We start from the raw sequence: 25,294 nt of genomic DNA, 5'->3' as shown, positions 1-25,294 counted from the left end.
TATCGTTGCTACAATTCCCGTTTCAGCACATACATGCCGCGGTACTCTGGCTTCATGGCCTCGAAATCGAGCCGATACGTGCCACACTTCTGAAAGCCGTTCTGTTCGTAAAAGTCCACCGACTTGCTACTGTCCATAGCCTTCAACCAGATCATGCGCTTGTTCCTCTCTTTGGCAAATGCCACGGTAAAGTCTACTACCTGCCGGCCAATGCCTTTGCCGGATGCCGCTTTGGTCAGGTAGATTCTTTCCAGTTCCAGGCTGTCGGCTACCTCCTCCCCTTCCAGGGCTTTGTCTATGTTCAGTTTCAGGAAGCCAACCAGTTCCTCATCTGAGTATATCAGGAAGAAAGCCGCGTTCGGGTCTTCCAGTTCTTTTTTAAGCGAGGCTTCACTAAAGCTTTTATCAATGTACCACATGCCGCCATCGTACCACAAGTACAGATAATGGTCGCCGTAGGAGTTTATCGCAATGTCTTGCAGGGTATGTATGTCCTCTAAAGTGCAGGGGGTTATCCGGGTATTGTTCATGTCTTTTTTAGGGCAAACGAAATTCGTCTGCACGTGTGTATCTACACAAAACTACAAAAGCCCGCTTAAAAGACCTTATCAAACGCATGCGCAGAGCCAACAGCCGTTCTACACCGACCTACTCCAGCCGGGGATAACAATTTCGACAACATAGAAAGGCTACCGTGCAAAAAAAACGGCAAGAACAGGAAGCTCTTGCCGTTTCAGATGCATTAAGCGTATCGCTACGCCATAATTTCATTTAAGCTAGGAAGCCTAAGGCGCCCAAACCGGTGCAGGGTGTTCACATGCGAGCGTACCGCCTGCATCAAAGTCCTGCTCTCGATGTAAGGGATGCCATACTCCGCGGCAGTTTCTTTTACAATGCCAGCAAGTGCCGGATAGTGTACGTGACAGATACGCGGGAACAAATGATGCTCGATCTGGAAGTTTAAGCCACCCACGTACCAGGAAAGCAGTTTACTCTTGCGGGAGAAGTTTGCCGTCGTGTTCAGTTGATGAATAGCCCAGTCATTCTCGATGGCACCACTGGCATTAGGGAGGGGATGACTCGTGCCTTCAACAGTGTGCGCCAGTTGGAACACTGTCGACAGAATAATGCCAGCCACAAAATGCATCAGCAGAAAGCCCACAAGCACCTCCCAGAAAGGAATACCAAATAGCAGTGTAGGGGCTACCAGCATGGCGAAGAAGTACAGCACCTTAAACACCACAATTTTTGTAAATGCAATACTGTTCTGTGCTTTGGAATTGGCATTCACACCGTTCCTGATAAACCGGAAGAACTGCACAAAGTCCTTCAGTACGACCCAGTAAAGCGTTAAAAGTCCGTAAAACAGGAAGGCATAGACCCACTGTAGCTTGTGGTAGAACCGCACCTTTGTATGAGGCGAGAAGCGCATGAACACCATGTCATCGATGTCCTCGTCCATTTCCACCACATTGGTATAGGTATGGTGCAATATGTTGTGCTGCAGTCTCCAGTTAAAGGCAGAGCCTCCTAACAGGTTCACGGAGTGCGCCATCAGGTAGTTAATAACCTTGCTTTTAGAGAAAGCGCCATGGTTGGCGTCGTGCATCACGCTCATTGCGACGCCAGCTACCCCCACTCCCATAGCAAGCCATAGCAGCAGGCTAACACTTAGGCCGGGTGCAAAGGCAAGCAGCAGGGCAAATGGCACCAGGTAGAGTAATAGCAGTATGATGCTCTTTGTGAGTATGCTGGCATTGCCTGTTTTAGAAAGATTATTCTCCTGAAAGTAGGTATCCACGCGTTTGCGTAAGGTCGGGAAAAACAGGCTTTTGTCTTTATTGATAAATTTTACTTTGCCTTTAAGCTTCATAGGGGGTACTGATGTAATAAGACAGATTCACACTAGATGGAAAAGTACAGGGTGAATTACAGTTACTGGCAGTTAAGGGTTTAGCTGAAGAAGAACCTCTCCTTGCTACCTGCTAATGTGAACAGCAAGGTGTTAGAAGAAGTTTATGTGTTTGTATCGAACTTCATTTAAAAATAAGGCCACAATTTAAGTATAAGTACTGGTAATCCGGCTACGGCAGGAGGTTTCAAGTGAAATTAATATCCAGTCACACCGAAATAAGCGCTGCGTTGGCACCAAAACGAAGGGGTAACAAGCCAAGGGCCTGCCACCCCTCTGTTTTAAATATAGTTGCCAGCCGTTGTGCTCAGTTTCACTTTGTGCCTGATCACCCCATTAAAGCTCTCTTCCATCTTCAGGACCTCGTGTTCCTTTTTGCTGATCCAGAACATGGCGTAATTCCCCTTGTCATAGTCGATGCGCAGTTTCCAGCAGTCTGTTTGGGTGCTACTGGATGTTGGTATTTTTTCGGAGCCAACTACCTGGTACAGCTTTTCGGAAGGCCCCGGCTTACTACCCGGGTGGTAAAAGTTAATGCTGTACACTGTATTTGCCTTCAGGGGCAAGGCCTCAAAAAACTCGAGGTCCAGCTCCCAGTTAAAGGCCTGCTCCGGCGAAGGGACCTGAAAGCCTTTAAAGGCATTGTTCCGTGTGGTGTCGGAGCCTACCACCTGCCCCTGCTGAAACTCAAAGGCTGCTGTACCTCTAAAGGAGGTGCTGGTATGGTAGATGGGCGAGAAATTCTTCTCGCAAATAGAAAAAATTTTCCGGTTGACAGTACTGTCCGTACCGACCCAGTTCTGCCGTATTACGAGGCGCTCTCTGCCCTTATAGTTCTCAAAGCGTACATCCCGGTTCCACAACGACTGGTTCAGCACGCCGGGCTTGTCCGGCCTTTGAATGGTAACCACGTACTGTCGCAGGCCCGGCTTCAGTTGTTTCATCCTTAGAGTATTTGCAGAAACATGCACGGTGTCGGGTTGGGCCACAGCAAAAGTGAACAGCAACGAACTGCAAACGGCTAAAAGTAATTTTTTCATAGTTTATGTATGTAATTGGTTTCGGTTGGTATCAGTGGCACGGCCTCTTTGCTCCGGAAGAGGGAAAAATGATCCGGCAAAGGTAACAGTAAGAAAAAAGGGTTGGCCGAAAAATCGACCAACCCCTTCTGTATTTCGCTATACAACCTGCTACAGGTGAATTACCTCGTTGTAAGCAGTGTTCATGTCTATAATAGTAGAAGCAATCTACACTTGGTCGCATGGCTGACCAAGTGTAGATAAAACTAGCCAGGTATCCCCCTTAGCTCTAAAACTAAGTGTTTGATAAAAAAATTGTTTTGCACGAACCAGTTATACATCTTGGGATATTGTCGATATTTAGGACTAAGGCCAAGGTGGTTTTCTTTGTTCCTACATGTTTCATAAGCTGCTGTTTCAACTTGGCTTCCGTGCCTCCAGTCTTCACTTTCATAACCTTCCAATACCATGTGATAGCTAGCTCCCCGCATGTTCTGAACGGTGTCGTAAGTCACCCACTTCTCATTTTCAAAGATTTCTAAGATAGTATGTCTGCTTGTACTATCGTTGCTCGCTAAATCAACTAGTCTTGTTTCAAAGCCGAGCTCGTGTACTATTGTTGCTAAAAGAACGGCTCCCTCATCACAATAGAGATGCTTTCTTACAGAAAGCAAGTATCTTGGTGTAAGACCTGATGTTGGTTTATCAATTGCAAATGAGGTCTCTTTACAAACAAACTCTAATGCGTCCGCTGGTGTTTTTAGCCCCTTTTCTGCTATCAAGTTATTAAAATAGTAATCATCACTAAATACATACCCTACAACCCAAAACAGCAGAGCAGTAGTTAAGACAAGCGTGCCTACTTTTAGTTTCATAATAAAAAGATAAGGATATAGCTTATCAATTACTGTAAACCTAGAACAGATTATAGACTAAAATGAAAAAACGGCGAGAAATAAGTTCCCGCCGTTTAAGTATCTTTCGCTATACAACCTGCTACAGGTGAATTACCTCGTCGTAAGCGGCGGCGGCTGCCTCCATGATGGCTTCGCTCATGGTTGGGTGCGGGTGTACGGACTTGATAATCTCGTGGCCGGTCGTTTCCAGCTTGCGGGCTACTACTACCTCGGCGATCATTTCCGTAACGTTGTTACCGATCATATGCGCGCCCAGGAACTCGCCGTACTTCGCATCGAAGATCACTTTCACAAAGCCGTCTTTTGCACCGGCTGCGCTAGCTTTACCAGATGCAGAGAATGGGAACTTACCCACCTTGATCTCCAGTCCTTGTTCACGGGCAGCTTTCTCTGTTAAACCAACAGAAGCGATCTCAGGTGTGCAGTACGTACAACCCGGGATGTTGCCATAGTTCAATGGCTCAGGGTTTTCGCCGGCAATTTTCTCCACGCAGATTATACCTTCGGCAGACGCCACGTGCGCCAGAGCAGGGCCAGGTACGATGTCACCGATGGCATAGATGCCGTCTACGCTTGTCTTGTAGAACTCGTCCACCACTACACGGCCTCTGTCTACTTTCACGCCCAGCGATTCCAAACCGATGTTCTCCAGGTTTGTCTGGATACCAACGGCAGAAAGCACGACCTCCGCTTCCAGGGTTTCCTCGCCTTTAGCCGTCTTTACTTTCACTTTGCAGATATCTCCTTTGGTATCCACCGACTCCACAGAAGAATCCGTCATGATGTTGATACCAGACTTTCTAAATGATTTAGACAGCTGTCTGGACACCTCTTCGTCCTCTACAGGCACGATGTTCGGCATATACTCGACAACAGTCACCTTCGTACCCATGGCATTGTAGAAGTAAGCAAACTCTACTCCGATAGCACCGGAACCTACCACTACCATGCTCTCCGGCTTCTTATCCAGCGCCATGGCCTGACGGTAACCGATGATTTTCTTGCCATCAATGGGCAGGTTAGGGAGTTCACGGGAACGGGCTCCAGTAGCCAGGATAATATTTGTAGCCTCTACAATGCTCTTCTTGCCATCGGCATCCGTTACCTCTACCTTGCCTTTGCCTACCAGCTTACCGTTGCCGAAAATAGCATCAATCTTGTTTTTACGGAACAGGAACTGGATGCCCTTGCTCATGCCGTCTGCTACTCCGCGGCTGCGCTTAATCACAGCACCGAAGTCTACTGATGCATCTCCTACCGTAATGCCATAGTCGGCAGCATGGTTAATGTATTCGAAAACGCTTGCGCTCTTCAGCAACGCTTTGGTCGGGATACAGCCCCAGTTCAGGCAGATACCACCCAGCGACTCACGCTCAATAACACCTACCTTCATGCCAAGCTGTGAGGCACGGATAGCTGCCACATACCCACCCGGGCCACTACCAACTACTACTAAATCGTATTTTGATGCCATAGTTTCTTTATATATAGTTGTAGAGCAAAATTAAACGATAATCCCAACTCTGCAAAACCTATCCCGCTGCCAGCCTTTGCTTTTGCCATTAAGGACGGCAGAGCGTTGTCCAGATAGCCGAATTCAGCACAAAAACAGGCTTTCTGTCTTAAACTTCTTTCAAATTGCTGTACTTTTGTCCGAAAATCGCCCTCTCTTACACTATGAAGCAATTTTTCACCCTGTTGCTCTTTCTCTTTGTCGCCTGTACTGCCTTTGCCCAGCAAACAGCAAAAGACTATTTTGTGAGTGGGAATAAGAAGTTTAAGGCAGGCAAGTACGCAGAAGCCATAAAGGATTATGATGCCGTGCTAAAGCAGGAGCCCAAGCATGTGGTGACTCTAACCAACAGGGGAGTAGCTAAAGACCGGCTATTGGACTACCGCGGTGCCATCGAGGATTTTACCAAAGCCATTGCGCTGGATCCAACCTATACGGAAGCTTACCTGAGCCGGGGACTGTCGAAGTACAACCAGAAAGACTACCGCAGCGCCCTGTTGGATTTTGATAAAGGCATTGAGCTGGCACCAAAAGATGCAAAGGCGTATAATAACCGTGGGTTGGTGCGCTATGGCCTGAAGGATTACAATGGAGCCGTCAGGGATTACACCCAGGCAATCGCCCTTAACCCAACCTACGATGAGGCCATTTATAACCGCGGCGCTCCCAAGTATAACCTCGGAGACAAAGCAGGCGCTTGTGCCGATTGGATAAAAGCCCAATCACTGGGTTTAAAGGATGCAGCGACCTACCTGAATAAGTATTGTAAGTAAGTCGCATAGCTGAGCTTTAGGAAATGAAAAAGGGAAGGTTGCTAAGCCTTCCCTTTTTCATTTCCTAAAGCTCTTGCTCCAGCACAGCCTCCGCAGAAGCAAAAGTCCCCAAGGAGGCCACGTAGTCTTTGCTGCCGTCCGTTACCCAGGCATCCAGTTGGGCCGGGTCCTTCAGCTGCTGGCCACGGTAGCGCGGCACGGCAATATAGCCGCACTTCACGTCGGGCAGGGCCGACATATCGCTCCAGAGCTTTTCGATCTGAGCCACCGGGTAGATGTCTTCCTGCCCATGCCCCCAACGGTACTTCACATCCTTGATAGTAACATAGGTAGGAATACGGTGTGCCACACTCCTGACTGCCCTGGCTAACAGGGCTTCGTCTCCCTGTTGCAGGTCCTCTCGCGTCAGGCCGAACAGTTCCAGCAGCAAGTCTACCTGTATCCAGGTTGTCATAGAGTTGTAATAGCTTAGATTGAGCTCATCCTCTTCCCGGGGCTGCGCCAGCCCTTCCAGCAAACGGACTTTCCCATTCACCCGGGCCAGTCCGCCCCCCCGGTCCTCTATGCGGCGCGGCACCACCTCAAAGGTCAGCACATTCCCAGACGCCAGGTGGTAGCCCAGGGCAGCCGGATGCACGTCAGCACCTAAGGTATCGATGTTGTGCAGCATGATCGTCTCCAGTTGTGGGTGTTCCTGTAAGAGCTTAGCCAGTGTGCCGTTACGGAGCAGGTTCGAGACCTCGTACCAGTGACCGAGCGGAGAGAAGCGCTGGGCAGCAATGTTGTCCACGTAGTCTGTTCCCTCGCCTTTAGACCTGGCCCAGTTGATCATGCTGCTGCGCACGGCGTCCCGTACTTTCTGCTTGTTCTCGTCCAGCGTTTCCTGCGGCATTTCCTCCCACATAAAGCGCAGGTCGCGCTCCATGGGTACAAAGCGCTGCCCAATGGAGCGGCCAGGCGACAAATAGGTACTCCCCCCCTCATAGCCGAAGTTTTGTGTTTGCTCCAGCTCCCTTCGGATTGGCTCGTGTGTGAGGTAACTTGTTGCGATAAGGTGCGGAATGCTGGCGCTGTACTTCTCTGCCACCTTGCGTGTTTTTGCTAAATGTATCTCCAGAAAGCTACGGTGCTCTCCCGCTATTTCCACAAAAGGGTTAAGCGCTTTGATAACCCCGGCTCCTTTTGTCCAACGACTCCCCACACCGGCAGCCAGGCTCATCACCGCCACTTTGCCTGCGGCAATCGCCACCTCGCCCGTTTGGACTGCGCTGCCAAGGGCATCTAGCTGTACCAGGTCTTCCGGACGCACGTCTTCAATCGAGGTTTCGGCTGGCAAGCGGTTGCGCGACAAGCCGATGCGGCCTTTCTGCAACTGCTCCCGTATCTCTTCGTGCTGGATGTAATCGAAGCCGTTGTCCTTTTTGATCTGGTCGGCTTTCTCGTTCTCCGCACCCCGGTTATTCTGCGTGGATGGGTCAGACACTTTAAACAGGTTGCTGACAATAGTCCGCAGCAGCGGATAAGCCAGGTTGTTCTGCTCGCAATAGGTGGTGAAATGGTCTATCTCCGCTCGGCGCACATAAGAGATCGTATGGGGTTCCTTCCGCACTAACTCCGACACGTGAATCGCATAATACTGCTCCGGCATCAGGGCCTCCTCCCCTTCGTGCAAACTGGCCCAGGTACCTTTGTGGTTGATGCTCCAATTATAGACAACCGGCTCCATGGCGAAGGGCAACGAGGAGGACAACTCTTGCTTTGTTTGCCGAAGGATCTCCAGCACCTGCAGTTTATACTCCTCATGCCTGTCCGGGCTTACGAACATGCCCATGCCACCGCCCGACATGCCGCCCAACATCAGAAAGCCGTAGTAGTCCTCGCCAAAAGCCTTTTTCGCTTTGGCGATAATCTGCTCTGTAAAGTACGTAGAGGCCCAGGGGATAATGGTCTTGATCGGTTCTTCCCAGTTGCGTGCCGTGTTGGCCCCCAGCTTCTGGATATCTCCCTCTTTAATGGCCGCCAGGATGTTATCAAAAATCTGGTTTGTCTGCTGTCTTGCTTCCCACTCCTTCTCTCCCCGCAACAGATACTTTTCCGTCACCATCTCCAGAATTGGCCCCACGTTAGAGGCCATGCCCCCATGCATCAGCACCAGGGAGTTCATCAGCTTATGTTCCAGCTCCGGATGTACTTCTTCTCCCTGCAGCACCCGGTGCCGTGGCAACAGCGTACCGCGACTAACGCCAAATTCCGGATCGCCTTCCTCGGCAAAAGTACCCTGTATCGCTTTAATGCCCGGCCATACACCACCGGAGTCCTGCCAGCCCCCGCCGGAACCGCCAATCCACTCCCCCAGGATAGCCCGTGACGCCACCAGGCGCCTTTCGCTTTCCTGCAACCCACCTTCCAGGCTCTGCGTCTGGCAGGTAGCCCGCATCAGTAAACTGATGATAGACCCCAGCAGGTTGGTAGAAACAGCAAAGCGGGAGCCCTTCGGAATATCGTTTACCTTGGTCACCAACTCGATGCCCATGCCCGGAGCCACCACCCGCGACAGGATGTCGGCCAGGGACTGGTTTGTGCCCTCAAATGAAGGCGGAACCAGGCCAGAGGCAATCACGCCCGCCTTTACAAGGCTCAGGTAGTCATTGCCGAAATTGAAAAGGTCCGCCAGGTCCTGCACGTCCTTCGTCGTGTTCAAATCGATGCTGGTAAGGCGAAGCACTGGCTCCGGAATAACCCGCACGTAACTGTGCAGGGGTGGGCGAATGTCTTTATCACGGCCAAAGACCCCCAGATCAATGGAGACATTAATTACCCGCGCCCCCTCCGGATAGTCCATACCGAGGAAGAAAATATCGGACCAGCCGCTGTGGGTCAGATCCATGCGCACAGATGTACTTTCGTGTAGGACAGGGTAAAAAAGTGAGTTATCCGGGCGCTGCAGCAGTTTTGGGTGTATGCGCACCGGGTGTTCCTCCTGGTGGCCTACCCGGAACATCCACTGGTTTCCCTTGCTGGAGCGCACGCTCTTCCGCACCTGGTCCCCCAGAATCTGAAACGACAGGTGGTGGTAGCTATCGGCAAAGGCGCTGCACAACGTGGCATTGGGTCCGTGCTTGTCCAGTTCTGCCCAGAAAAGGGTAAGGGCATGCTCAAATCGCCTTGCCAACAGGTCTTCAAAGCCTTCGTAATTTATCTTCCCGGTGGCAGGCACTTCCTTCGCTTCCATAAGGAAAAATCGGAAACCGGCATACAGGAAAAGGATAGCCCTTACTTTATCATAGAGGTTGGAGGTCGTTTTTCGGAAAGTATCCAGCTCACGCAGGGCCTGCAACAGCTCTTTAGGCGATAGCTTCCGGCTGATCTCGTAAAAAGACCGATTGCGTTTGGAAGTATCCGTAGAGGTAATGGTTTCTATAAAAACGTTCATAATGCCTTCTTCTCTTAGCGTTATAATGAAGCCTTCTGATCAAGTGAGTCAGCAGGAGCAGGCTTATTTGCCACTGCGCATGTTTGCTTCCGCCAGAAGTTCCACCATTGTGGTCAGCGTTTCTTCGTGGGCCTCACCTGCCAGTCCTAAGGCAATTTGAGCGCTTAACAAGCCGTGCTTGCGACTGATGTCGTAGCGGTTTCCTTTTACCTCCAGGGCGAGGTACTTTTCGGTGTCGGCCAGTTCCTGCAAGGCAGGGGTTAACAAAATGTTGTCCCCGTCCCGGTCCACCTCTTTTTGCAGGATATCAAAAACGGCAGGTGTCAGCACATGCATACCGAAAAAGCAGAGGTAATACCCGGCCCGCAGGCCCGGGGTCTGCAATTCCAGTTCAGCAACGCTAAGCGAGGGCTTTTCGATAATCTTTTCAATCTTGTAAACACCCGACTTGCCGGGTAAGTGCTTCCCGGTTAACGTACCGTAGCGGCCAATCTGATGCTCAATGGTAGGGTTAACCGCCGAAACAGCACAGTTCTCCTGCGAGGCCAGCTCCAGTAGTTGTGCCGCACACCGCTGCTGCGCAAGGTTAGAGACATAGAGGTAGTCCCCCAATAGCAGCAGGAAGGGCTCATCCCGCACAAATTCGCGGGCACAGTATACCGCGTGGCCATAGCCCAGGGGTTGCTCCTGCTCCAGGAACTGGATGCGGCTCAGTAGTTGGTCTACCTTCTCTGCTTCTTTTCTGGCCCAGTCCACTCCTTTAAAAGACTTCACCAGGTTATCCCGCAAGGAAGTAAAGGCGCTCTCGTAGCGAACACCATCCCCGGGCGCACAGACAATGCAAAGTTCCTCAATGCCACTGGCAAAAGCCTCCTCTGCAATGATCTGAATCACCGGTTTATGCAAGCCATCCACATCCACCACCGGAAGCATGGCTTTTTGGATGGTATCGGCAACCGGGTATAGTCTCTCGCCGCGGGCCGCCGCGGTTATAACTGCCTTTTTTATTCTCATGTTAGGTAAGGGTGATGGTCCGAAGTTTAAATATAAGGATATTCACATGTACTGCGTGAGGAGACGGTAAAAACGTATAAATGTTACAGGATAATCTTTGTGAACCCTGCTGTTTGGTAGGTAAAAGGGAAACAGATAGGTGTAAAACAACGAAGGGCGCTATAACAGCGCCCTTCGTCTAAAAATCAAATGTTCACTTAAATCACAACAGCTTAAGCATCGCTTGGTTGTTTCGTTCTCCTGTTAGCCAGCAGTTCCTCCTGCTTTCCGCTCAGGTTAATGGCCTCCATTCGTTTCACTGTCTGTTCTTTTAGCGCAGTAAAGGTGGCTTCCTGCTCTTTTCTTATCGGCTCTGCTGCCGGCAGCTTTACCTTCAGGGCGTCTACCTGGCGCCCGTTTTTCCAGAAGCGGTAGCAAAGGTGCGGCCCTGTGGCCAGTCCTGTGCTACCCACATAGCCGATGGTTTGCCCCTGCTTTACATGCACGCCACGGCGGATGCCCCTGGCAAATTTAGACATGTGTAAATATTGGGTCGTATAGGTTTTATTGTGGCGGATTTTCACAAAGTAGCCATTGCCACGCGTATAACGGGCATCCAGCACCACTCCGTCTCCTACAGTACGGATGGGGGTACCGCGCGGCGCTGCAAAGTCCGTCCCTAAGTGAGCTTTATAACGTTTTTGGACCGGGTGGAAGCGGCGCTTAGAGTAACGGGAGCTAATGCGCGTGTACTCCAACGGCTCTTTCAGAAAAGCCCTTTTCAGGCTTTTGCCCTCCTGGTCGTAGTAAGTGGTGCCATTGCCCTGGTCGAAGCCAATGGCATAGATGGGCTCGCCGCTGTGTTCAAAGAAGGCTGCTTTCAGCTCTCCGTAGCCGATCGTTTCGCCATTTACTACTTTCTCCTCATAAATCAGCTTAAACTGGTCGCCCGGTTGGATGCGGTTCAGGTTCAGGCGCCAGGCGTAAATGTCGGCAAACTTGTTCACCAACTGAGGGGAACCACCTGCTTCGACCATCGACTCAAACAACGAGCTTTCGATCTCCCCGGCAATTGTTCGCTCCAGTACCTCCACCTTACGCTGCACCAGTGTTACGTTCAGGCTGTCGCGCAGGTCATACACCACATACTCTACCTGGTTCGGCTCGTAAATAAAGTACTGCGCTGTGCGGGCAGAATCGAGCGCGTGCAGGACGGTATAATCACGGTTTGCCGCAATACGGCGAACATTGAAAACATCTTTAGACCTTTTCGCCAGCTCGTACACAGTGGGGGCTGTGATGTTGTACTGGGAGAGGAGCTCTGACAGGCTCTCCCCTCTTTTCACGCTTCCTTCTACAATGGCGAGCGAATCCGTCGGGATGCCATAGACAACAGGAGCTGGCTTTCTTTTCTCTTCCTTTTTGGCTAATTCCGGTACCAGGGTCTCCCCCATCTCCTGTGCCAACAGCTTTTCTGTACTAAAATTCAGGGTGTAGGCCGCTGCAACAAACAGAAACAACGACACGGCGATCAGGATGGCAAGTCCTTTACTGCGTCTGAGCATTACGAAGTACCTTTGGTTAATTGCCACGAAAGTATAGTTTAACCGATAAAAATAAAAACTCTTTATACCACAATATTCAGATTATAAATATGTTACAATGCGTTTAGCAAAATCCCCTATAGTACTCCGACTCTGACAGGGCCTTCCAAGCCTTCTATTACAGCTTCACTATGCTTTGCTCAAGCCTTTATAAAACAGCAATTTTCAGGGGCTTTCAGGTGGTCCTCCTGTACTCGCTTCGCATTGTCTAAATCTTTTTTAACTTTGGCCCCCATGAAAGCACTAGAAGGAAAAGTAGCTCTTGTAACAGGAGCATCAAAAGGAATAGGCCGCGCTATTGCACAGAAATTTGTGGAAATGGGCGCACAGGTGGCATTTACTTACTTGTCGAGCGTAGAAAAAGGGCAGGCTCTGGAACAAGAGCTGGCCGCCAACGGCGGGAAGGCAAAAGGCTACCGTTCTGACGCAGCTGACTTTGCACAGGCCGAGCAACTGGTGGAGGACGTGGTAAAAGAGTTCGGAAAGCTGGATATCGTGGTGAACAACGCCGGCATTACCCGCGACGGGTTGCTAATGCGCATGAACGAAGAGCAGTGGGACGCGGTGATGAACACCAACCTGAAGTCCGTCTTCAATGTGACGAAGACAGCCACGAAGCACATGATGCGCGCCAAGATCGGCTCGATCATCAACATCACTTCGGTGGTAGGCATCAAAGGCAATGCAGGCCAGGCGAACTACGCCGCTTCCAAGGCTGGTATTATCGGCTTCACAAAGTCTGTGGCCCTCGAACTCGGATCCAGAAACATCCGTTGCAATGCCGTGGCCCCTGGCTTTATCGAAACAGAGATGACTGGCGAGCTAGACCAGAAAGTGGTGGACGAGTGGCGTAAGGCTATTCCATTGAAGCGTGGCGGTACTCCGGAGGACGTAGCTAACTGCGTGGCCTTCCTGGCTTCGGACCAGTCCGCTTATATCACAGGGCAAGTGCTGCAGGTAGATGGCGGCATGCTTACCTAACTAAGACTGACAGAGGAATTAGGAAGGGTTAATTTCCCGTTCCTAATTTTTAAGGTATAATCATAAGACCAATGCGGCGACGTTTACGTTAGTAGCATTGGTCTTTTTATTTTATCTTTAGAGAGATAGCGCCTGTAACCAAAAGCTCTCCGTCTTTTAGCAGTGGCGCTAATGCCTGCGTCTAAGTTTGTACTATACTAAAAATACTAAGTGTCCTCTTTCAGACTAATTACTACTTACTCACCCTGGTTGCTACTGGCCTGTCTGGCTGTCGGGCTGCTCTGTGCCTGGCTGCTCTACAGCAAGCGCAGCCCCTGGCCTAAAAGCATGAACTACCTGCTGGCGGCCCTCCGTTTTGTGGTGGTCAGCTTTCTGTGCTTCCTGCTGCTGGGTCCGATGGTGCGCCATGCCAACAACACCACTGTTCCACCCACTGTTGTGCTTGCCGTAGACGACTCACAATCCGTCGCCCTTTTCACAGACTCGCTACAACTAGCACAGGCAGAACAAGGCCTGGAGCAGGTTCTTACGCGCCTGCAAGCGCAAGGGTACCGGACTGAGATCCGCACGCTCACCGCAGGGCGGGCACCACAGCGGCTTAGCGAAGTAAATTATGGCGCCGAGACAAGTAACTTGAGCTCGCTTTTAGCAGGCGTACAGGAAGATTATGCAGAGCAGAACCTGGCCGGGGTGGTGCTGTTATCCGATGGCATTGTGAACCAGGGCCTCTCCCCCACTTACGCCAACTACAGCTACCCGGTGTACCCTGTGGCAGTGGGCGATACCATTCCGAAAAAAGATGTGCTGGTAGCCTCTTTACGCTATAATAAGGTAAACTACAGCGGCAACCGCTTTCCGTTGGAGGTAGAGTTGCAGCAGGAAGGCTTTGGGGGCACTCCCGTTACGGTAACGCTACAGGAGAACGGCAAAACGATCGAAAGCAAGACGGTAACCTTAAAGCCAGACCAGCCCTTCCAGCAGGTGCCTTTTCAGGTGCTGGCAAATGGCCTGGGCAAACGGCACTACGAGATACAGGTACAGCCACTGGAGGGAGAGTTCACGACCCTGAACAACACCAAGCACGCCTACATCGACGTGGTGAAGGGAAAGATAAAAGTACTCGTCGCTGCGGCTGCCCCACATCCCGACGTCAAGGCCATCCGGGCTGCCATCGAGTCGAACGAGAACTACGAGACAAGCCTCTTTATACCGGGCCTAAGCCCGCTCAAGCAGCAGGATTACGACGTGGCCGTGCTGCACCAACTGCCCGGCAGAGTGGCCGGCGGCGAGGAAGCCCTAAATCTGGTGCGCCAGAAAAACCTGCCCGCCCTTTACGTACTCGGTCCACAAAGCGACCTGAACGACTTCAACCGTTTGAAGGTAGGCCTCAATGTGAGCAGCAGCGGACAGGCCGACGAAGTAACGGTAGCCCCTAATGCTAACTTTAACACCTTTATGCTGCCAGAGCAGGCGCAGGAGCGCCTGCAGCAGTACCCCCCGGCCCGCGTGCCTTTCGGGGATATACACCTTGCGCCGAACGCAGAGGCAGTACTGTACCAGCAGGTAGGGCGGGTGCGAACCAACAAGCCACTGCTAGTGATACAAACAGCAGGGGAGAAACGGAATGCCACCATGCTGGCCTCCGGCACCTGGCAGTGGCGCATAGTAGAAGCGGCGCAGAACGAAGAGGCGCAGGTGTATGACAAGCTCATCACCAACCTGATTCAGCTCTTAAGTGCCCCCCGCAACAAAAAGCGCCTGAACGTTTACCCGGAGGAGACAGAGTATACCAGCTCTGACGAGGTTCGCTTCAATGCCGAGGCTTACAACGAAGCGCTGGAGCCGATTTACGGGCAGAACATCACCCTGCAGGTAAAAGATGAGGAGGGGCTAATCAAGAGCTTTAACTTTGCAAACAGTGAGAAGCAACCCAGCGTGAACATCGGCACCTTAGATGGCGGGCGCTATACCTACTCCGCTTCTGCAATCATAAACGGACAGCCGCAGCAGGACGAGGGGGAGTTTGTGGTGGAGGAACTACAGCTGGAAGCCCTGAACGCGGTAGCAGACCATAACCTGCTTTACCAACTGGCCAGCAACACGAACGCAAAGCTTTACTACCCCAGCCAACTCCAACAACTAGAGCAGGATATCCTGAAGGCCAACAACCGGGACATGATTTACAGCTCTGAGGAGCTCAGTGACCTGGTAGACATGAAATGGCTGTTTTTCCTGGTACTGGGGCTTGTTTGCATCGAATGGGCCGTCCGGAAGTACAACGGCAGCTACTAAACGTACTGCCATCCTCCTGCCAGACCTGTTTAGCCCGATGCAGGTTCTTAACACTCCAACTCGGCTTGCAGGTCTTGCTTTGCAGGAGTAAGGGTTTTTATTACCCGGGCGGGGTTCCCAACGGCGATGGAGTTGTCGGGTATGTCTTTCACGACAACTGACCCGGCCCCGATCTTAACGTTGTTCCCTACCCTTATCTCCCCGATAATGCACACGTTGGACCCAATCTCTACGTTGTCCCCAATAACCGGAGAGCCCGAGTAGGAACCGTCCTCATAGCGGATGTTGCCAAGCGTGGTGGAGTGCCTGATAAAGCAGTTCTTGCCGATGACCGAGCATCCGTTTATAACCAGTGCCTGCCCGTGGCCCAGATAAAAGCCCTCCCCGACCTGCGTCCAATGCGGCAGCTCGATGCACAGAAACCACTCCACAAAGACCTTGTAAAAAGCCAGGTAGGGGAGCCAGATAAGCCTTAGCAACTTGCTCTTGGAGGCAGGGCGTGCAAGCCGGAACAGCAGCATGACCATTCTACCCTTTATGTTCCCCCTGTTCGCCTCCCAGTCCTGAAATAGGTATGACATGTTTAGTTTATTACTGTTTTGCTATATGCCATACGGCATACAGGCAAAGTCGGTCAGGCTATTTTAGGAGCTCTTTTATTACTTTTTCAACTATTTACACCCTATTCCCAGATGTAAAACAGGAAGATGAGCCCCCCTCCAGAAAACGCACCGGGCTGTTTTCGTTTCTGTTGCGCCTTTAGGCTTGTTTTTGGCATAACTACTTGTCGCTACCAGCACGGTACTCATACCTCTTTTCTCGTATAAGTGCCTATCCAATATTTTAGAACGATGAAAAGCACCAGTTCCCCCGCCATGCTCGAAACTGAGCGCCTGTACCTCCGTGAGTTAAACCCGGAGATATATGCGCAACTTCTGACCAGCCGCAGCGATAGCGAGCTCATGGCGTATTTTGGCTTCCAGGCAAAAGAGGCACTGGAGGAAGAAAAAGAACGCTTTCGCCAGGGCTTCGTCACTTATTTTATATCGTTCCACAACTTTCATCTTCTTGACAAGAAAACGGAGCAGGTGATCGGGAAATGCGGCTTTCACACCTGGATACCCACTCACAGGCGTGCGGAAGTGGGCTACCAGCTGTTTCATGACCAGCATAAAGGCAAGGGCCTGATGACAGAGGCCCTCGGGGCCGTGCTGTCCTATGGCTTTGAGCAAATGAACCTGTACCGGGTGGAGGCGTTTATTGCCGATTATAATGTACCTTCGCACAGGCTTCTTCAGCACTCTGGCTTTAGCGAGGAAGGGGTTGTCAGAGGGCATTATATCGTGGACGGCGTAAATGAGGACTCTCTACTGCTCTCCTTACTACGCCCGGAGTACGAGAAGCTGAAGGCCTCCCTTTTCGCACAAGGGGAGCAGGTGTAGGCTCCCATATTATTGTTCACTTCTAACGCACAGCTTTTACCTTGAAGTATATCATCGTTAACAAACCCTACGAAGTACTGACACAGTTTACAGACGAAGCCGGACGGGCCACGCTAAAGGACCATGTGCCTGTACCAGGTATCTACCCGGTCGGACGCCTCGACTATGACAGTGAGGGCCTCGTGCTACTAACCGATGATAAAAAGCTACAGCACCGCCTCTCAAACCCACAGTTTAAAGTAGAAAAAACCTATTGGGTACAGGTAGATGGAGTGCCCACAGAAGAAGCCCTGACAAGGCTGCGACTCGGCGTTTTTATAAAAGGGAGCAAAACGGCACCCGCCAAGGTGCGCCTGTTGGAGGAGGAACCTTCTGTATGGGAACGCGCAAAGCCTATCCGCTTCCGGAAGAACATTCCTACCTCCTGGGTAGAGATCAGGATCTCCCAGGGTATGAACCGCCAGGTACGCCGGATGACCGCTGCTGTAGGCTACCCGACCCTGCGCCTCATCCGCCCTGCCATTGGTCCCCTCACCCTGGGCAACCTGGCCCCCGGCACATACCGGGAACTGGAACAAGAGGAGGTAGAGCAACTGAAAAGTTTAGCGCACCAGCCTGATAAGCCCCGAAAGCAAACCGGAGCGTCCAAAAACAACTTTAAGGGCAGAAACCGTAAGTTTTAATAAGAAGGTTTACTTTCTGTTCACAAAACTCAACAGGGCCACAAAAGGCTAATATGCTTACATGAAAACGCCTGCCACCTTAAAGCTTGCTATCGATGGAGACTTATACCTGCGTGAGGCTGTAGTTGAAGATGCGCCTGTACTCTATGAACTAATAGATGCCGGACGGCCCTACCTGCGCGAATGGCTTCCCTTTATAGACTATACCCACGCCGTGAGCGACACAGAGGCTTTTTTGAAGGCTGTGACTGCACCCGGTAACGCCAGCAACCAGTTGTTCACGATCCTGTACCAGAAGCAGGTGGCGGGGATCATCGACCTGAAGGAGATAGATTTTCTGAACAGAAAACTGGAGATTGGGTACTGGCTGGGGGAAAACTATCAGGGGAAAGGAATCATGTACCGCTCCTGCAAAACCCTGATTCGCTACGCCTTTCGCATTTTGAAGATGAACCGCATCCAGATAAAAGTCGGGGTGGGTAACAGCCGTAGCAGCAATATCCCAAAGAGGCTGGGCTTTACCCTGGAAGGCATACAGCGGGACGGCGAATACCTGAACGAACACTTCCACGACCTGGAGGTGTATAGCTTGCTACAGCACGAGTGGGATGATTCGGAAAACATACAGTGGGTATGAGCCGGATAGCCCTTGTCCAACAGTAAAGAAAGCAGCAGCCCTTGCAAAGGAGTTTCTTCAAATATCCTGCAAGGGCTGCTGCTTTAAAGTGAAGCCTTAGTAGTGCTTACATAAATTCCGAGCAATCGGATGAGGGGACATTTACCCCGCCTGCCTGCTGGTAAACAACCCGGGCCCCGGAGTGCCCCGCTTGTACCAGAAACCAGGTGCCGCCTAACATCAGCAGCAGCACAAAAATACGAATGAGCTTGGCTCTGTCCTTAAACCAACCGGTCCACTGGCAAAGGTCTGCGACTGTGGCCGCTGAGAAAAGGTAAGCCAGGTAATAAGCCGCATTTTCATGCCCTTTTAACACGGTTGGATCACAGATCTTCCGGGACACGATGCCATCTGCCAGGTTACCGGTGTATATACTAAGCCATGCGAAAATGGCCCCGGCATACAGCAAATAAGAAGCAGCCCTCTGCCAGAACAGGGCAGAAGGCTGCTTTAGAAACATCGCTACCAGTTTGGTTACCGTGGCAAAGAGCAGCAAGGCGATTGGGAAATGCACCGTTAGCGGGTGCCACACCTCTGTCCGCCAGAAACTGGGATCTGTCATGTTACTCCAGTATTCTAACAGCTATCGGATCCAGTCGCTGGCCCACTTTCTCTACCTCCACTTCTACTCTTCCGCCTTCTGCCAGTTGGTCAAAGGCCACTTCCTCTCCATTACGGGTCAATACCGTGTTGTCCGTGAAATACAGCTCCAGCAACTGTCCTTCGGCCGTCTCCACATAAATTTCAGACTTATCGGCTTCTACCTCCGCAATGGTGCCTTCATACACTCCCGATTCTACCACGTCGGTCTCTTCCTGGCAGCTGTACAGGAACGGGATCAAAAACAACATAAGTAAGGCAAGGGGTTTTAGGTTCTTCATAGTTAATTGTTTTTACGAAAAGTGAAAGATTTATATAGATGATACCCTAAGTAAGGCATTTTATGGAAGAATTTCAAAAAAAGGATTAAACCGACGGCTGCTTCTGCCATACCCGCGGCCAAATAACCTGTTCCCGCACAGCTACTTCAGGCAGGCGCATTTAGTTTTAATAAGTATATTTGATGAACAACTGATACGTTAGTCATTACACTTATTGTTATAGCACCAAAAGCTTATTAAACGCCCTACACTAGATGAAGAAAAATCTTTCCGCTCTTGTACTTGCCTGTAGCCTGAGCACTGCGGTGTCAGCTCAAAACCTGAAAACGATTACCAAGCCTGAAGTTACCCGCATCGTAAAGACATTAAGCGCTGATGAGATGCAGGGACGCGCTTCTTTCACCCCCGGCGTCGAAAAGGCAGCCCAGTTTATACAGGGTGAGTTGAAACGCATTGGCCTGAAGCCGCTGCCTGGAGAGGACGACCTGCTGCAAAGCTTTACGGTGTACCGGGTGTCGCCAAAAGAAAAGGAGGCTAGCTTAAACGGCCAGAAGGTACAAGCGGATAACCTGTTCGCCATAACGGATAAGAAAGAGCTGGAATGGGAAAACAACGGGAAGCAAAAGGTAGTGACAGTTGGCGCAAACGATAACTTCCGAACCGCTCTAGGAGAATTGAACAAGGAACAGCAGGATGTGCTGGTACTGGTTGACCCTAAACACGAGGAAATCTTTAGGCGTTACCAGCACTACCTGGGCCAGGGCAGCGTAAAGCAGCAGTTGGGCGCGGGAGGCAGCAAAGTGTTCGTTCTTACCGAGCAGCGGAACCTAGCCAGCTATGAGATAGAGATCGAAAACAACATCGAGGAACTGCAGCTCACAAATGTGGCAGGCATGATCGAGGGAAAGCGTAAAGACGAGTTTGTCGTTTTCTCGGGGCACTATGACCACATTGGCATTCAGGAGACCATTGCAGGAGACAGCATCGCCAACGGCGCTGACGACGATGCGGCAGGCACCACCGCCATGATGATGCTCGCCGATTACTACAGGCAACAGCGCAAGCCGGAACGCTCGCTTATTTTCGTGGCTTTTGCCGCAGAGGAAATCGGGGGCTTTGGCTCCAAGTATTTCTCAGAGCAGCTGAACCCGGACGACATCGTGGCAATGTTCAACATCGAAATGGTAGGCAAGCCCTCTAAGTTTGGCCCGAACAGCGCTTACCTGACAGGCTTCGAACGGTCTAACCTGGGTGAGTTGATGCAGAAACGCCTGCAAGGCACTACCTATAGCATTCACCCGGATCCTTATCCCGAACAGAACCTCTTCTACCGCTCCGATAACGCTACGTTAGCCCGTTTGGGAGTACCGGCCCATACGATCTCCTCCGTACAGATCGATCAGGATAAAACCTACCATACGGTGAACGACGAGCTGGAGCAGCTGGACATGGAGCATCTTACGAACATGATTAAGGCCATCGCCCTTGGCTCTAAAGGAGTGGTGAGTGGCGAAGACACCCCTACGCGCGTGGATAAGTCGCAGGTACGGTAAGTTTTCGTGCTATAGGAAAGCCCCATGCGGGAAGTTGGCTTAGCTGCTTCCCGCATGGGGCTTTTAGACTTATTGATTGGCCTTACTAGCAGACTTACCTGTCTTTTTCAGGTACTGGGCGGCCTCCACAAACGTAGGGTTCCAGATTTCCTTTTCATGCTCCTTCAGGTAGTGTAACAACTTGCTGTGCGCCTCCTCCGACACGTTTAAGGAGTGCTCTCCGCCCACGCCGTGAAACAGAAACACTACCATGCTGTTCTTCTTCTCAGCCTCTTTCACCAGGGCTATCAGCTCCTCTCCCGTCTGGCCGTTAATAACGTAAGAACCAACGTTGTAGAGGTCCGTACCGGTTTTCGGCACCATTTCACCATGTACGCCGCGTGCGGCAACAAAGTCCCCTTTTAAATGATCCATGTAAGAGACGCCTCCAACCGTCGTGTCTCCGCAAGGGTAGGCAAAAGTACGGTCTTTCTTCCCATCCACTGCCTGTAGCACAGCATTGGTCATTTTGATCTCGTCGGTTATGCGACGCAGCGAATAGGTGGCCAGGTCATAATCAGGGGTAACGAAACTTCTTCCAGGCTTGCTGCCGTCACAGGGGTGGTAGAGCGTGTGGTTCGCTAACTCGTGCTTGTTGGCCGCTGCTTTCTCCCATTCCTGCAGCCGTTGTGTAAAAGCGGGTGCAGAGGCTTTGAGGTAAAACGTACCTTTCAAGTTTAAAGAGTCTAAAGCCGGGATTGCCTTGTCCAGGTGCACGTTCAGCGCATCGTCGTACGTAAGCACTACTGCGGCTTTCTTTTTATTCCATTGTGCACTAACAGACAGGCTGCACAGGCAGAGCAGAAAAGTAAGGGTTCTTGTAAAGAGCATTTCGCGTTTCTGAGATAGATTGACTAAACTACAGCTTCTTATCCAGTAGCGTTTACTGTATAAATACCTGTAGAAGCTTAGTAAGATAAAAACTTTATTTAAAAGCTGCTCTCTTTGTTAGTACTTTTGGTAACACAGTCCTCCTCCCCCTAACAGAAGCCCAAGACACCGTGCTTCTGTTATAGACTCTTATAGATAGGCTTTGGCAAGCCAGGGCAACTACCCTGTTACAGTTCAATAGCTCTGGCTACAGGAGGTTGCTCCCGTTCTTTTTAGCAATAGGTTGGAAGCACTAAAGCTGTTTCTTACTTACAAACGATACTTCGCACATAGATGGAGTCAGATACTAAACACTTATTACGCGTTTCAGGAATCTCTATACAGGAAAAAGGGAACTTCACTTTACAGGACATCAGCTTTAACCAGCAGGAGTCACAGAAAATTGCCATTGCCGGGGAAACAGGCGCGGGCAAAAGCACACTGCTGAAAATCATAGCAGGGCTGATACAGCCCGATGCCGGTGAGGTGTGGTGTGAGGATGAAAGGGTTCTTGGTCCTGCAGAAAAGTTAGTCCCCGGCCACCCAGGCATTGCCTACCTGTCACAACACTTCGAACTGCCAAAGTCCCTGCGGGTAGAACAGGTGCTGCGCTATGCCAACACGCTGCCGGGGAACGAAGCGGCTACCTTGTACGAGATATGCCGCATCACCCATTTGTTGGAGCGCAGGACCGATCACCTCTCAGGAGGCGAAAAACAACGTATCGCCCTGGCCAAGCTACTCATCTCCTCCCCTAAACTGCTGCTGCTAGACGAGCCTTACTCTAACCTGGACGCCGTACACAAGAACATATTGAAGTCTGTTGTGCGCGATGTTGGCGAAAGGCTAGGCATTACCTGTACCCTTACCTCGCACGACCCGCTGGATACCTTATCCTGGGCAGATGAGATTGTGGTGATAAGAGGAGGAAAGCTGCTGCAGCAGGGAAGCCCCGAGCAAATCTACAGGAGACCAGTGAGCGAGTACGTAGCGGCTCTTTTCGGCAGCTATAACCTGATCGTTCCCGAGCAGGCAGAAGAGTTTTACAGATCACTAGGCATGGAGCCAACGGAAAAGCACCTGCTGATCCGCCCGGAAAGTTTTAAAGTTGTTACGGACAAAAGCCAGGTGCTAGTTGGAGCAGTACAAGCAGTTACCTTTTATGGCAGCTATTATGAACTGGAAGTAAGGCTAAAAGGCGGGAGTACCGTTACGGTTAGAACAACAGAAAACAAAGCCGGCAAAGGTGACACCATCTACCTGTCAGTGGCAATCGACAGTGTTGGCTATGTGTAAGCAAGAGGACAACGACAGCGTAACTACTATATAGAAGGACTTAAATAAAATTAACTCTGATTAATGACAAAACGTTTAAAGTAAATCCTATCTTAGCTTACAGATTTGTTTTCTCTTGTTAAAGAAAAGCTTTGTTGTCCTAAACTCACTTAACGAATAAGCTTATGGTTTCACAAAAGGTATTCTTTAAAGTACTCCCGCTACTGGCTTTCGTGGCGTTTCTCAGTTCTCAGGATGCTTTTGCCCAGGGACCTGACAAAATAAAGATCAGCCCTGAAAACGGAGGTGTAAATGCCGATATTAGAAAAAAGGCTTACCGCTACTCTTCTTTTGTAGACGGGAGGGTTACTTTCCTGAACGGGACAACAGTCGTAAGCAAGCTGAACTATAATCTGCTGACCGGCGAAATTGAGTTCATCGACTCTTCCAATGACACCCTGGCACTCGCAGACCTTTTCACCATCCACTCCATTGCTATCGGCGATGACCAGTACTTCTACGATAAAGAAGGGGAAAGCCTCCTGAAGCTACTGGAAGACTATGCCTCTACCAAGCTGCTTATCAAAGAAAAGTATGAGCTGGCAGACATCAAAAACAAAGGGGCCATGGGCAAAGAGTCAAGCTCCTTGTCCCCAACTACAACGGGTATGTACTCTGATGCCGGTGGCGTATACCAGCTTAGCCCCAATGCTACCATGGAGTTTACGGTCAAGTCGGCTTACTATCTGGCAGACATAAACGACCACTATGTAGAGGCAAACAAGCGAAACACGTTAAAGCTGTTCTCAGACCATAAGTCTTCTGTGGCTAAGTACATCAAAGAGAACAAGCCAGACTTTGATAATGAGGAAGAACTCAGAAAGCTACTGCAGCACTGCAACAAGCTTTAAGAATTTCCCGCCTCGTGCAGCACATAAAGCCGCTTGTTCTCCAGGACTTGCGGCTTTTGCTTGTAGTGTAAAAAATAGGATTCCGCCTTACATAGGCGAATTAATTGATCGATAGCTTTCGTTTCCCTGCTACAAGCCAAGTGCCTTTCTTTCCCTCAATTTAGGTATTGGCATAAAGCTTACGCCTTATTTCTCGTAAATTTGGTCTAATTTGAAATAAACAAGTACGGGAAGCCCCTGTAAGAGGTGTAAACGTATACGATGCGCTTATGAATTATCGTCCCCCAGAGCTCAGAACCGTCGAGGTGATCCGCTACGTCACGCCCCTGCGGGAAGGCGGCTCATTGCCAGCCCTTGTAGAGGCAGACGATGAATTTTTATATGTCCTTAAGTTCCGTGGGGCAGGGCAAGGCATCAAAGCCCTTATTGCTGAACTGATTGGCGGCGAGTTGGCCCGTGCCCTGGGCTTCAAGGTGCCTGAGCTTGTGTTCATGACCCTGGATGAAGCCTTCGGACGCACGGAGCCCGACGAGGAGATACAGGACCTGCTGCGCGCCAGCGAAGGACTTAACCTGGCTCTGCACTACCTCTCCGGCGCCATCACCTTCGATGCGCTGGTGAACACGGTGGATGCCAGGCTCGCTTCACAGATCGTGTGGTTCGACTGCCTCATCACGAACGTGGACCGTACCGCCCGCAATACGAACATGCTGATGTGGCACAAGGAACTGTGGCTCATAGACCATGGGGCCTCCCTGTACTTCCATCACGCCGGGTACAATTGGGAGGAGCAAGCCAAAAGGCCCTTTGTGCAGGTAAAAGACCATGTGTTGCTGCCACAGGCCACTGAGTTGGAAGAGGTGGATTCCGAGTTCCGTAGTATCCTGACGCCAGAGCGAATCCGTTCCATCATTGCCCTGATCCCGGAGGAGTGGCTCATGACAGTTGATGCACCGTTTGACTCAGCAGAAGAGCACCGGGAAGTTTATGCCAGTTTTTTAAATACCCGACTGGCCCATTCAGAAGTATTTATCAAAGAAGCACAGCATGCAAGAAAAACACTTGTTTGAGTACGCCGTCATCCGCGTGGTGCCCTGCGTGGAGCGGGAAGAGTTTATTAATGTGGGCGTTATTGTGTACTGTGCCTCTAAAGGCTTTCTGAAAACGAAGTGCGAGCTGAACGGGGATCGCCTGTGTTCTTTTTCAGATAAAGTAGACCTGGAGGAGTTGGAGGAGCGCCTTCGTGCCTTTGAGCGTATTTGTGCCGGCCGTAAGGAAGGCGGTACAATCGGGAGCTTGCCCATCGCCTCCCGCTTCCGGTGGCTTACCGCTACCCGCAGCACCGTTGTACAGACCTCCCCTGTTCACCCCGGCCTGTGTACCGACCCGCAGGAGACCCTGGAAAAGCTTTACAAACAACTGGTGCAGTAAGGCAGGAACAAGCAGCAGCTCCCTGAAGGTTCGGGAAAACATAACACTGGATAACACGAGGCATGAAGGGCCTAACAAGAAAGAATGTCCTCATTT

Annotated in this window: 23 protein-coding genes; 11 read left to right on the top strand and 12 right to left on the bottom strand. The window is 50.9% G+C overall.

Annotated features, from left to right (window positions below; genetic code table 11):
• Positions 1-8: 8 nt before the first annotated feature.
• The 5 genes from CHB92_RS05930 to lpdA form a co-directional block, all read right to left on the bottom strand.
• Positions 9-530, bottom strand: coding sequence for a GNAT family N-acetyltransferase (locus CHB92_RS05930; RefSeq protein WP_089318270.1), 522 nt, complete (start codon positions 528-530; stop codon positions 9-11).
• 224 nt (positions 531-754) lie between these two features.
• On the bottom strand, positions 755-1,873 hold the full coding sequence (locus CHB92_RS05925; RefSeq protein ID WP_089318269.1) for a fatty acid desaturase family protein: 1,119 nt from the start codon (positions 1,871-1,873) through the stop codon (positions 755-757).
• Between the two features lie 320 nt (positions 1,874-2,193).
• Positions 2,194-2,952 (bottom strand): DUF3108 domain-containing protein, encoded by a 759-nt coding sequence (locus CHB92_RS05920; RefSeq protein WP_144266274.1) that lies wholly within the window; start codon positions 2,950-2,952, stop codon positions 2,194-2,196.
• A 245-nt stretch (positions 2,953-3,197) separates the two neighbouring features.
• Positions 3,198-3,806 carry a hypothetical protein gene (locus CHB92_RS05915; protein WP_089318267.1) on the bottom strand — a complete coding sequence of 203 codons (609 nt, stop codon included), beginning with the start codon at positions 3,804-3,806 and terminating at the stop codon, positions 3,198-3,200.
• A 121-nt stretch (positions 3,807-3,927) separates the two neighbouring features.
• Positions 3,928-5,322 (bottom strand): dihydrolipoyl dehydrogenase, encoded by a 1,395-nt coding sequence (gene lpdA / locus CHB92_RS05910; protein WP_089318266.1) that lies wholly within the window; start codon positions 5,320-5,322, stop codon positions 3,928-3,930.
• A gap of 203 nt (positions 5,323-5,525) precedes the next feature.
• Here lpdA and CHB92_RS05905 point away from each other — a divergent pair, with 203 nt between their 5' ends.
• The gene (locus CHB92_RS05905) at positions 5,526-6,134 is read left to right on the top strand and encodes a tetratricopeptide repeat protein (RefSeq protein ID WP_089318431.1); all 609 of its coding nucleotides are present in this window, start codon (positions 5,526-5,528) and stop codon (positions 6,132-6,134) included.
• A gap of 64 nt (positions 6,135-6,198) precedes the next feature.
• Here CHB92_RS05905 and CHB92_RS05900 read toward each other — a convergent pair whose 3' ends face one another.
• The 3 genes from CHB92_RS05900 to CHB92_RS05890 all read right to left on the bottom strand — a co-directional run bounded on the left by CHB92_RS05900 (position 6,199) and on the right by CHB92_RS05890 (position 12,125).
• Entirely contained in the window at positions 6,199-9,567 is a 3,369-nt protein-coding gene (locus CHB92_RS05900; RefSeq protein WP_089318265.1) for a UTP--glucose-1-phosphate uridylyltransferase, read from the bottom strand.
• A gap of 63 nt (positions 9,568-9,630) precedes the next feature.
• Complete coding sequence (locus CHB92_RS05895; protein ID WP_089318264.1) at positions 9,631-10,581, bottom strand: UTP--glucose-1-phosphate uridylyltransferase; 951 nt, start codon at positions 10,579-10,581, stop codon at positions 9,631-9,633.
• 212 nt (positions 10,582-10,793) lie between these two features.
• Positions 10,794-12,125, bottom strand: a complete 1,332-nt coding sequence (locus CHB92_RS05890; RefSeq protein WP_089318263.1) for a peptidoglycan DD-metalloendopeptidase family protein — start codon at positions 12,123-12,125, stop codon at positions 10,794-10,796.
• Between the two features lie 273 nt (positions 12,126-12,398).
• Between CHB92_RS05890 and fabG the strand changes: the two genes are divergently transcribed.
• Both fabG and CHB92_RS05880 read left to right on the top strand, forming a co-directional pair.
• Positions 12,399-13,145 (top strand): 3-oxoacyl-[acyl-carrier-protein] reductase, encoded by a 747-nt coding sequence (gene fabG, locus CHB92_RS05885; protein ID WP_089318262.1) that lies wholly within the window; start codon positions 12,399-12,401, stop codon positions 13,143-13,145.
• Positions 13,146-13,472: 327 nt separating this feature from the next.
• Entirely contained in the window at positions 13,473-15,437 is a 1,965-nt protein-coding gene (locus tag CHB92_RS05880) for a VWA domain-containing protein (RefSeq protein WP_245842329.1), read from the top strand.
• Between the two features lie 47 nt (positions 15,438-15,484).
• Here CHB92_RS05880 and CHB92_RS05875 read toward each other — a convergent pair whose 3' ends face one another.
• On the bottom strand, positions 15,485-16,018 hold the full coding sequence (locus CHB92_RS05875) for a serine acetyltransferase (protein WP_089318260.1): 534 nt from the start codon (positions 16,016-16,018) through the stop codon (positions 15,485-15,487).
• Between the two features lie 270 nt (positions 16,019-16,288).
• Between CHB92_RS05875 and CHB92_RS05870 the strand changes: the two genes are divergently transcribed.
• From CHB92_RS05870 to CHB92_RS05860, 3 genes are all read left to right on the top strand, one after another.
• Positions 16,289-16,879 carry a GNAT family N-acetyltransferase gene (locus CHB92_RS05870; RefSeq protein WP_089318259.1) on the top strand — a complete coding sequence of 197 codons (591 nt, stop codon included), beginning with the start codon at positions 16,289-16,291 and terminating at the stop codon, positions 16,877-16,879.
• A gap of 41 nt (positions 16,880-16,920) precedes the next feature.
• On the top strand, positions 16,921-17,562 hold the full coding sequence (locus tag CHB92_RS05865) for a pseudouridine synthase (protein ID WP_089318258.1): 642 nt from the start codon (positions 16,921-16,923) through the stop codon (positions 17,560-17,562).
• 61 nt (positions 17,563-17,623) lie between these two features.
• Positions 17,624-18,199: a GNAT family N-acetyltransferase gene (locus tag CHB92_RS05860; RefSeq protein ID WP_089318257.1), complete on the top strand. Its 576-nt coding sequence runs from the start codon at positions 17,624-17,626 to the stop codon at positions 18,197-18,199.
• Between the two features lie 106 nt (positions 18,200-18,305).
• On the opposite strand, the gene CHB92_RS05855 is transcribed toward CHB92_RS05860, so the two are convergent.
• Together CHB92_RS05855 and CHB92_RS05850 are read right to left on the bottom strand one after the other, a co-directional pair.
• Positions 18,306-18,800, bottom strand: coding sequence for a DUF2231 domain-containing protein (locus CHB92_RS05855; protein ID WP_089318256.1), 495 nt, complete (start codon positions 18,798-18,800; stop codon positions 18,306-18,308).
• A 1-nt stretch (position 18,801) separates the two neighbouring features.
• Complete coding sequence (locus CHB92_RS05850; RefSeq protein WP_089318255.1) at positions 18,802-19,119, bottom strand: hypothetical protein; 318 nt, start codon at positions 19,117-19,119, stop codon at positions 18,802-18,804.
• A gap of 254 nt (positions 19,120-19,373) precedes the next feature.
• Here CHB92_RS05850 and CHB92_RS05845 point away from each other — a divergent pair, with 254 nt between their 5' ends.
• The gene (locus CHB92_RS05845; protein ID WP_089318254.1) at positions 19,374-20,672 is read left to right on the top strand and encodes a M20/M25/M40 family metallo-hydrolase; all 1,299 of its coding nucleotides are present in this window, start codon (positions 19,374-19,376) and stop codon (positions 20,670-20,672) included.
• Between the two features lie 69 nt (positions 20,673-20,741).
• Here the strand turns inward: CHB92_RS05845 and CHB92_RS05840 are convergent, their stop codons facing one another.
• A complete protein-coding gene (locus CHB92_RS05840) occupies positions 20,742-21,542 on the bottom strand; it encodes a polysaccharide deacetylase family protein (RefSeq protein WP_089318253.1) in 801 nt (266 codons plus the stop codon).
• A 333-nt stretch (positions 21,543-21,875) separates the two neighbouring features.
• Here CHB92_RS05840 and CHB92_RS05835 point away from each other — a divergent pair, with 333 nt between their 5' ends.
• From CHB92_RS05835 to CHB92_RS05820, 4 genes are all read left to right on the top strand, one after another.
• Positions 21,876-22,877, top strand: a complete 1,002-nt coding sequence (locus CHB92_RS05835) for an ABC transporter ATP-binding protein (protein WP_089318252.1) — start codon at positions 21,876-21,878, stop codon at positions 22,875-22,877.
• Between the two features lie 164 nt (positions 22,878-23,041).
• Positions 23,042-23,767, top strand: a complete 726-nt coding sequence (locus tag CHB92_RS05830) for a hypothetical protein (RefSeq protein ID WP_089318251.1) — start codon at positions 23,042-23,044, stop codon at positions 23,765-23,767.
• 269 nt (positions 23,768-24,036) lie between these two features.
• Positions 24,037-24,837 carry a HipA family kinase gene (locus CHB92_RS05825; protein ID WP_089318250.1) on the top strand — a complete coding sequence of 267 codons (801 nt, stop codon included), beginning with the start codon at positions 24,037-24,039 and terminating at the stop codon, positions 24,835-24,837.
• Positions 24,815-25,198 (top strand): DUF3037 domain-containing protein, encoded by a 384-nt coding sequence (locus CHB92_RS05820; RefSeq protein ID WP_089318249.1) that lies wholly within the window; start codon positions 24,815-24,817, stop codon positions 25,196-25,198. Before CHB92_RS05825 ends, CHB92_RS05820 begins: the two co-directional genes overlap by 23 nt.
• Positions 25,199-25,294 lie beyond the last annotated feature (96 nt).

It is taken from the genome of Pontibacter ummariensis (assembly GCF_900188175.1).
Lineage (GTDB): Bacteria > Bacteroidota > Bacteroidia > Cytophagales > Hymenobacteraceae > Pontibacter > Pontibacter ummariensis.
This window is presented reverse-complemented; position numbering and strand designations above follow the sequence as displayed.

Coding starts and splice junctions, on each gene's coding strand:
- CHB92_RS05930 (WP_089318270.1), bottom strand. CDS start 530: ATGAACAATACCCGGATAACCCCCTGCACTTTAGAGGACATACATACC.
- CHB92_RS05925 (WP_089318269.1), bottom strand. CDS start 1,873: ATGAAGCTTAAAGGCAAAGTAAAATTTATCAATAAAGACAAAAGCCTG.
- CHB92_RS05920 (WP_144266274.1), bottom strand. CDS start 2,952: ATGAAAAAATTACTTTTAGCCGTTTGCAGTTCGTTGCTGTTCACTTTT.
- CHB92_RS05915 (WP_089318267.1), bottom strand. CDS start 3,806: ATGAAACTAAAAGTAGGCACGCTTGTCTTAACTACTGCTCTGCTGTTT.
- lpdA (WP_089318266.1), bottom strand. CDS start 5,322: ATGGCATCAAAATACGATTTAGTAGTAGTTGGTAGTGGCCCGGGTGGG.
- CHB92_RS05905 (WP_089318431.1), top strand. CDS start 5,526: ATGAAGCAATTTTTCACCCTGTTGCTCTTTCTCTTTGTCGCCTGTACT.
- CHB92_RS05900 (WP_089318265.1), bottom strand. CDS start 9,567: ATGAACGTTTTTATAGAAACCATTACCTCTACGGATACTTCCAAACGC.
- CHB92_RS05895 (WP_089318264.1), bottom strand. CDS start 10,581: ATGAGAATAAAAAAGGCAGTTATAACCGCGGCGGCCCGCGGCGAGAGA.
- CHB92_RS05890 (WP_089318263.1), bottom strand. CDS start 12,125: ATGCTCAGACGCAGTAAAGGACTTGCCATCCTGATCGCCGTGTCGTTG.
- fabG (WP_089318262.1), top strand. CDS start 12,399: ATGAAAGCACTAGAAGGAAAAGTAGCTCTTGTAACAGGAGCATCAAAA.
- CHB92_RS05880 (WP_245842329.1), top strand. CDS start 13,473: ATGAACTACCTGCTGGCGGCCCTCCGTTTTGTGGTGGTCAGCTTTCTG.
- CHB92_RS05875 (WP_089318260.1), bottom strand. CDS start 16,018: ATGTCATACCTATTTCAGGACTGGGAGGCGAACAGGGGGAACATAAAG.
- CHB92_RS05870 (WP_089318259.1), top strand. CDS start 16,289: ATGAAAAGCACCAGTTCCCCCGCCATGCTCGAAACTGAGCGCCTGTAC.
- CHB92_RS05860 (WP_089318257.1), top strand. CDS start 17,624: ATGAAAACGCCTGCCACCTTAAAGCTTGCTATCGATGGAGACTTATAC.
- CHB92_RS05855 (WP_089318256.1), bottom strand. CDS start 18,800: ATGACAGATCCCAGTTTCTGGCGGACAGAGGTGTGGCACCCGCTAACG.
- CHB92_RS05850 (WP_089318255.1), bottom strand. CDS start 19,119: ATGAAGAACCTAAAACCCCTTGCCTTACTTATGTTGTTTTTGATCCCG.
- CHB92_RS05845 (WP_089318254.1), top strand. CDS start 19,374: ATGAAGAAAAATCTTTCCGCTCTTGTACTTGCCTGTAGCCTGAGCACT.
- CHB92_RS05840 (WP_089318253.1), bottom strand. CDS start 21,542: ATGCTCTTTACAAGAACCCTTACTTTTCTGCTCTGCCTGTGCAGCCTG.
- CHB92_RS05835 (WP_089318252.1), top strand. CDS start 21,876: ATGGAGTCAGATACTAAACACTTATTACGCGTTTCAGGAATCTCTATA.
- CHB92_RS05830 (WP_089318251.1), top strand. CDS start 23,042: ATGGTTTCACAAAAGGTATTCTTTAAAGTACTCCCGCTACTGGCTTTC.
- CHB92_RS05825 (WP_089318250.1), top strand. CDS start 24,037: ATGAATTATCGTCCCCCAGAGCTCAGAACCGTCGAGGTGATCCGCTAC.
- CHB92_RS05820 (WP_089318249.1), top strand. CDS start 24,815: ATGCAAGAAAAACACTTGTTTGAGTACGCCGTCATCCGCGTGGTGCCC.